This window comes from Acidobacteriota bacterium (assembly GCA_018001935.1).
Classification (GTDB): domain Bacteria; phylum Acidobacteriota; class JAAYUB01; order JAAYUB01; family JAAYUB01; genus JAGNHB01.
Window position 1 is genome coordinate 92416 of the sequence record JAGNHB010000014.1, and the last position, 6835, is coordinate 99250.

At 64.4% G+C, this 6835-nt stretch carries 5 protein-coding genes; 4 read left to right on the forward strand and 1 reads right to left on the reverse strand.

What is annotated here, in order from left to right; all coding sequences use genetic code 11:
• The first annotated feature begins 735 nt into the window (after window positions 1-735).
• From KA419_08025 to KA419_08035, 3 genes are all read left to right on the forward strand, one after another.
• A complete protein-coding gene (locus KA419_08025) occupies window positions 736-1251 on the forward strand; it encodes a MarR family transcriptional regulator (GenBank protein MBP7865885.1) in 516 nt (171 codons plus the stop codon).
• Window positions 1248-2972 (forward strand): SBBP repeat-containing protein, encoded by a 1725-nt coding sequence (locus tag KA419_08030; protein ID MBP7865886.1) that lies wholly within the window; start codon window positions 1248-1250, stop codon window positions 2970-2972. Before KA419_08025 ends, KA419_08030 begins: the two co-directional genes overlap by 4 nt.
• Before the next feature lie 142 nt (window positions 2973-3114).
• Window positions 3115-4071: a hypothetical protein gene (locus KA419_08035; protein MBP7865887.1), complete on the forward strand. Its 957-nt coding sequence runs from the start codon at window positions 3115-3117 to the stop codon at window positions 4069-4071.
• A 265-nt stretch (window positions 4072-4336) separates the two neighbouring features.
• Here KA419_08035 and KA419_08040 read toward each other — a convergent pair whose 3' ends face one another.
• Window positions 4337-6055 (reverse strand): tetratricopeptide repeat protein, encoded by a 1719-nt coding sequence (locus KA419_08040; GenBank protein MBP7865888.1) that lies wholly within the window; start codon window positions 6053-6055, stop codon window positions 4337-4339.
• Window positions 6056-6241: 186 nt separating this feature from the next.
• On the opposite strand from KA419_08040, the gene KA419_08045 reads away from it, so the two are divergent.
• Window positions 6242-6487 (forward strand): hypothetical protein, encoded by a 246-nt coding sequence (locus KA419_08045; protein MBP7865889.1) that lies wholly within the window; start codon window positions 6242-6244, stop codon window positions 6485-6487.
• The last annotated feature ends 348 nt before the right edge of the window (window positions 6488-6835 follow it).

The window sequence follows — 6835 nt, forward strand, 5'->3', positions numbered from 1 at the left end:
GCGGGTTTCCCGCCACTCTCCCCGGGCCGTGGGCAAAAAGGCGCGGTAGGAACTCGCGCTTAACTGCCGGGCCACGCGAAGTTCGATCCAGTAAGTGCGCCCGTCGCCGCGGGCCTTCACCACGATGCCGGACAGGCCGGACAGGTCCAGGGCGGGGAGTTCGGCGCGGATGGACGCAAATCCGCCGTTGTTTTCCAGCGAAAGCGTGCCGCTGAACAGCAGGGTGTTCGACGCCGTCCGCTTGAATCCGCCCTCGGACACTCCGCCCATCACCCCGTCGTTGACGGACTTCCAGGATCGGGTGGAATCCGGGGTGTCGAAAGAAGCGAGGACCTTCGCCTCGCCGGCGGCTGCGATGCCGGCCATCACCACCACCAAGATTGTCATTGAAATCGCCCTGAATGTCATCGGGTGTCTCCTTTCAGCCGTTCGGGCTGTCTGACTTCGATGCCGCGAAACAGGGAACCGGTGCGTGTCGACTCAAACAGTTCCTTCTTTCCCCGAAAATTTGTTGAAACAAATATCGTCTTGACAAGTTAAAAGGGTGATCGTCGGGCCCGCGGACAGCGCAATTCCATCCGGGGCGGGTTGAACCACTGGGCCGGCGGGCCGTTCGACGACGACTGGTTCGGTTTCGTGCCCAATGGATCGCAGCGTCTTTCCCTGCGTTCGGAGCTATACCCCCCAAGGGCTGCTGCTGATCCGTTGAGACGACCCCGGGAGGAGAGAGCCGGAATGAAAACACCGAGAGACCTGGCGGCTGAAATCGGGCGGAAGGAACCCTTTGAATTGCCCGAGCTGGAGCTTTTCCTCAACCTGATCCGGACGGCGGAGCAGTTGTCGGGGGAGATCAACCGCCTGCTGGGGGGATACGGGTTGTCCCGGCCGCAGTACAACGTTCTGCGCATCCTGGAGAGCGAGCCGCCCGAGGGGGTCCCCATCCGGGCGGTGGGTCGCCGGATGATCACCCGGGCCCCGGACCTTACCCGCCTTCTGGACCGTCTCGAAGCCGCCGGCCTGACCGCGCGTTCCCGGGAGGGCCGCGACCGCCGGGAAGTCATCGTCCGCCTCCAGCCGGAGGGCCTCAAGCGTCTCCGGGACGCCAAAGCCCCGGTGGAGGTTTTTCTTCGGCAGCGCTTCATCCACCTGTCACCGGAGGACATCGTCCTCCTGAACCGGCTGGTCTTCCAGGCCCGTTGGGCTGACCCGGGGGGCGCCGTGAAAGCCGGAAAAAAGGGAGAATGCTCGTGAAGAAAGCCTTGCTGCTCATCCATCTTCTCTGGGTAACGGCCCTGGTGTTTTCCCGGCCGTGCCCGGCCTCCGACCACCGCTTTCCCTTCGCCCTCGGCGGGACCGGGCAGGCTTACGGCAAGGCCGTCGCCACCGACCCTCAGGGGAACCTGATCGTCGCCGCACTGTTCGACACCGCGCTGGATGCCGACCCCGGGCCGGGTGAAACCCGGCTGGCCAGCTCCGGCGGGATCGACATCCTCCTGGTCAAGTACACACCGAGCGGGGAATTGCGGTGGGCGAAGGTCCTGGGGGGCGCGCAGTCGGTGGACGCCCCGCATGGCGTGTCCACGGACGACGAGGGCAACATTTACCTGACCGGGTACTTCGGGATGGAAGGGCAGGCCGGCCGGACCGCCGATTTCGACCCTGGGCCGGGATCGCTCACCCTAACGGCCGTGGGTGGTTTCGATGCCTTTTTAGCCAAGTACGACCCCGACGGCGGCGTGCTCTGGGCGTTGCCGCTCGGGAACAGCCTGGGTCAGACCGAGGAACGCGGCTGGGACCTGTCCGTCGATCACCAGGGAAACGTTTTTGTCACCGGCGCCTTCTCGGGGAACATGAATTCCAATCCTTTGGGTGAACCGCGGATTGTCTCTTGCCCGGGGGCGGGCGTGGGGCTTTTCGTCGGGAAATACTCCCCCGGCGGGCTGAATTTGTGGGCGAAGGGGATCGGGGCGAACCTCCAGGACGTCTTCTCGGAAGGGTACGCAGCCGTCTCGGCCACGGCGGACGGCGGATGCCTCCTCGGGGGAAACTACCGGGAGACGGTGTGCCTGGATCCCCCCCAGGACCTCCGATGCCTGACCAGTCGGGGAGGCGTCGATATTTTCGCCGCGCGTTACGAGCCGGACGGGTCCTGCCGCTGGGCGATTTCCCTCGGCGGGACTTCCCGCGACCTCCTGTCTCCGGGAGCGCTCCGGAATACGGCGTCGGGGGGCTTCCTCGTGACCGGCCATTTCACCGGTAACTGCGATTTCGATCCCGGTCCGGCAACCCATGAACTGGCTTGCCTGGGAACCGCTGACGACGTCTTCGTCGGGGCCTATTCCGAAAGTGGGTCGCTGGCGCGGGTTTTTTCCATCCCCTGCGACGGCGGCATTTCCGGAGGGCACCGGATACAGGAGGATCCGCAGGGGGGCATCGTCGTGGCGGGATGGTTTTCGGGGAAGGCGGACTTCGCCCCCGGGAGCGCGCTCCGGGAACTGTCGAGTCAGGGCGGCGGGGGGGCGGCGGATGCCTTCCTGGCCCGGTACACCCCGGCCGGGGAATTGTCCTGGGTTGGCGGCTTCGGTGCGGCGGTCCAGGGAGGGGACAAGCTGTCCATCGCCGCGGGCCTGTCCGTGGATGCTCGGGGAAATGCTTTCATCACGGGGAAATTCTACGGTTCCGGAGCCGACTTCGACCCCTCGCCCTCCACTGCGCCGCTCACGGCAACGGGAGCATACTCCGCCTTCGTTTCGGCCTATGCGTCGTCCGGCAGCCTGGGACCGGCACTGGAGCCCACCCGGGGCGACCTGGACGGGGATGGCATGGTCACCGCCTCCGACGCGGTCCTCCTGGCCTTCCTGCTCGCCGGGGGCAGCCTCGACCCGGTCTCCGCCGGCGCCGCGGATCTCCAGGGCGACAAGCGGGTGGATGCCCTCGACCTGGTGCTCCTGAACCTGCTGCTGAGTGAATGAGAGCATCGCTCGAAGCCGGACACTCATGCCGCTCGAAGCCGGACACTCATGCGATGCGGAAGAGTGAGTGTCCTCTCCTTCATGTATTGCTATCCGTTTGGCTTCAAGGTATAAAGGGGCGACGAGTCCAAGGAGGTGTGCCATGAAGTTTCGGCTGATCGGGTTGGTTGTTGCCTTGTCGATCCCGGGCATCTTTGCCGCGGCTGCCCCGCCGCCCAATGCGGCAAAGGTCGACCAGTTCCTTCGCGAATACGCGGGCGGCCCGAATTTTTCCCGCTGCCGCGTGTTCCTCGAGCTGGCCAACGACCCGGAAAACTCGACAGCCCACCCCGGCACCCGGATCGAGGAGATCACGGAAGCCCTCGCCATCCTGGAGAAGGTCGAGGCGGCCTGCAAGGGCCCCTACCAGGGCGTTTCCGGGAGCGTGTATTCCGCCGACCGCGAGGACCGGTTGCGCAAGAACATGGACCTGTGGTGCAAGGCAGCGTCCATGCGGCAGGAACTGGCCCGGCGCGCGGTTCGCAACCTGGCCCTTTCCACCTTCGGCATCATCGAACGCGTCATCGAAAGCAACCGCAAGGAACTGGGAATGCACGAAGGGTACCTGCACATCGACGAGTTGCCGGTCCGGCAGGCGCTCTTCAACCGCGAAGCCTTTCTGGCCGATCTGGCGACACGTTTCGCCGAGCATTTCAAACTGGTCGGCATCACCGACCCGGCCGAGCTGCTGGCCCCCCTTGACAAGATCATTGTCGGGTTGAACCAGGAGATCGACCGGCTGGCCCCCCGGTGGAAATTCGTGGCCCCGGCCCACGATGCAGCCATCGAAGCCCTGGCCCGGAAACAGGTGAAAGCCGAGTACCCCAAGGCCGCCCTTCGCGCGGTGGGCCTCGACGACACGAGCTGGACCATCGTCAAGAACCGGAAGGGCCTCCCGCTGGAACGGGTGCGCCATGGAAAGGTCCTTTACAAAGTGGATGGTGAAAAGTGGTGCCGCCAGCAGAGTTTCACCTATACAGAAACCTACGCCGGCGGCGGTAGTTACACGAAGGCGAGCGGCGTGCGCCTGGATTACCTCCGCTTTCTGTCCTGCCCCTGAACGCGAGACCGCACGGCCCCATGAAAAACCCGCTGCGCGATTTCGCAAGCGGAGAATGCGGCGCTCTGTAAGTCTTTGCGACGCTTGCCCCAGCGCGGGCCGCCGCGCTGGGACGACGCTGGACACTCACGCCATGAGCAAGAGTGAGTGTCCTGCTTCCGTCGGCGCGTGCCGCCGCACTGGGGTTCTCAATAGGGTCAGGCAGGGTTGACAGCGGCGGGGATGGTCAGGCCGTCGATTCCCCGTGCAAGGCTCGCCCTCCCGATCACCCTTTCTCCAGTTTCTCGAGCATCGCCACGCCGTTCTTGTTTTTCGGGTTCAGTTCGAGCGACTTGCGGTAGCACTCAATGGCCCGCTCCTTCCGGCCCGCCTTGGCGGACACCTCTCCGAGGCTGTCCCAGGCGTTCCAGGAGGCCGGGTAGAGCTCGACGGTCTTCTCCAGGACGAAGAGGGCGTACTCGACCCTGTTCTCCTGGAAACATCGGTAGCCCAGGGCGTTGAAATCGGCCTCCTCGAGCACGGGCCCGTCGGGTTTCCTCGCGATCAGATCCCGGAGTATCTTCTCACCGGCCGGGATGCCGCCCTCGTTCAGGGCTTTTCCCAGGATGACCGCGGCACAACCCTGTTTGGCCTTGAGGAGGGACAACTTCGCCCGCTCGAGCTGCTGCGGTTCCCAGGGGAACATGGGCTCCACCCTTTGTCCGTCATTCAAGACCGCTTCTGCGGCCTTCACGTCGCCGAGTCCCACGTACGCCTGCACGAGCATCGCGCAGGTGGCGGCGAGCCGGGGGAACTCCTCGCGGCACGCCCGAAGGAGCCCGGCGGCCTCGGCGTACTGTTTGCGGCCCAGGTACTCGCCCGCCTGCTGCATGGCCTCGTCGGTGCCGAAGAAGGCCGCCCCGCTCTTCGCGGCGCGCGCCTTCTCGAGCCCGTCGATTGCAGCCTCGGGCCCCTTCTCCCTGGCGCAGCGCACGTACTCCTCCACCATCGACATCTTCAGGTTGGCCAGGCCGGCCTGATCATCCTGGGGCGCGGGGGAGCCTTTCTCGAGGAACTGCGCCGCGAACTCGAGCGCCCGGTCCCTGCCCGCCGCGACGTCCGCCGCCGTGTTGCAGACGCGCAGGTCCGGGGGCACGCCGACCCCGTCCCAGCAGACGCCGTCCGTATCCCTGGACTCCTTGAAGGAGACCCAGAGGGTCCACCCGTTGGGCAGCCTTTCGGGAAACTGCGCGGAGAGGGCCCCTTCCGTGAGGTCGCCGGCCACGGTGACGTGCGGCAGGACGCGCATGGCCAGGACGAAGCCGTCGGCAGCGCTCGCGCTGGCGCGGTTCGCGAGGAGGACCACCGGCCGGGTGAACTGCAACGGGCCGCCCGGCTCGGTGTTGCGGTATTCCGCGGGGATCATGTCCTCGTGTTTGGGCCCGTACCGTATACGCGTGCGCAGGTAGTTACGCCTCCGGTCGGCGAACCGGTTGGCGACCATTTCCATCACCCGGCCGGTCCCGCCGGGGTTGTTGCGCACGTCGATGACCATGGCCCGGGCACCGGCGAACTCCCCGATGACCGCGTCGATAGTCTTGGTGACCGGGTCCATCCCGTCCTTGAAGTCCCCGATGTAAAGGTAGCCGACGCCGTCTCCCAGCCAGCCGCTGATGTAGCTTCCGCCGAGTGAGTCCGAGAACTTGCCCTTCAGGTATTTCGTTTTCACCAGGTCCAGGGAGAAATCGTCCCTCTTGCGCCCCTCGCTCTGGCCGGCGCAGACGCGGCGGCTGCTGTCGGCGAGGCACACGTGCTCGTCGTTCAAGTGCCCCAGCATGGCGAGCAGGATGTCCCAGAGTTCCCTCTCGGGGGTCGTCCGGGTGACCTGCGGGCGGTAGATCCGGTACAGGGCGTCCCAATCCACGTGCTTGACCCCGAACTGGCCGTAATTCCGGTCGATGGTCTTCCAGACTTTCTCGAATACCGCCTCCGGGTTCGGTGGCATGGCGATCTCCGGGCGGGGCGGCGTCCCCGCCGCGGCTATCTGCGCCCAAATGACCATCCACCCCGGAGCCACCGCCAGGAAGACCGCAATTGTCGATGTGGCCAACACTCGTTTTTTCGCGCTCATGACCGTCCTCCCCACAAAATTCCTCTCTTCCCATTTCCTGCCCTTGATACAGGGCAGTACATGAGTTTTTATCTTAAAACAGGGTCTACGCAAAAAGAGAGGAGGGAGTTTCTGCTTATCAAACCTATCTTCTTCAGCCCGTCCGGTATGCTCGGGGTGCAGATGGATGAAACTGGACACTCACATGTGAAAGAGCATGAGCGTTCTCTCCCGACTTCCGCCCGCCGTGCCGCCATGCGTATGGTCAGCGAGAAGTTGGACAAGGGCTACGAGGAGAAGCCAAAGCAAGGGAAATCGGGCACCTGAATCTCTGCACGGAACAGGACACTCAAGCGAAGGGAAGCATTGAGTGTCCCCTTTCCGGACCCGCCCACCGGGCCTGCTCGCGGCGCTTCCCGGCGTCTTGCGCCCCGCGGCCCGGTCCCCTCTCCCGGGTCAGCGCGGAGCCTCCCCCCATTTTTTTTCACCGGTTTGGCGAAATAACTTCGGATATTGCCCGGCGAAAACGTTAGCAACGAAATAGGACACTATACACAGCGACATAAATAATTGCGCATAAGAAAGGGACGTGATACTATAGGAGGCATGAGAAAACTACACATCACCAATGCACAAGAGATCATGATGGGATTGCAGGACGAGATTCGGAGAAAT

Bases quoted from the DNA above. Each gene is read 5' to 3' on its own strand.
- KA419_08025 (MBP7865885.1), top strand. From the start codon at position 736: ATGAAAACACCGAGAGACCTGGCGGCTGAAATCGGGCGGAAGGAACCC.
- KA419_08035 (MBP7865887.1), top strand. From the start codon at position 3,115: ATGAAGTTTCGGCTGATCGGGTTGGTTGTTGCCTTGTCGATCCCGGGC.
- KA419_08040 (MBP7865888.1), bottom strand. From the start codon at position 6,055: ATGCCACCGAACCCGGAGGCGGTATTCGAGAAAGTCTGGAAGACCATC.
- KA419_08045 (MBP7865889.1), top strand. From the start codon at position 6,242: ATGAGTTTTTATCTTAAAACAGGGTCTACGCAAAAAGAGAGGAGGGAG.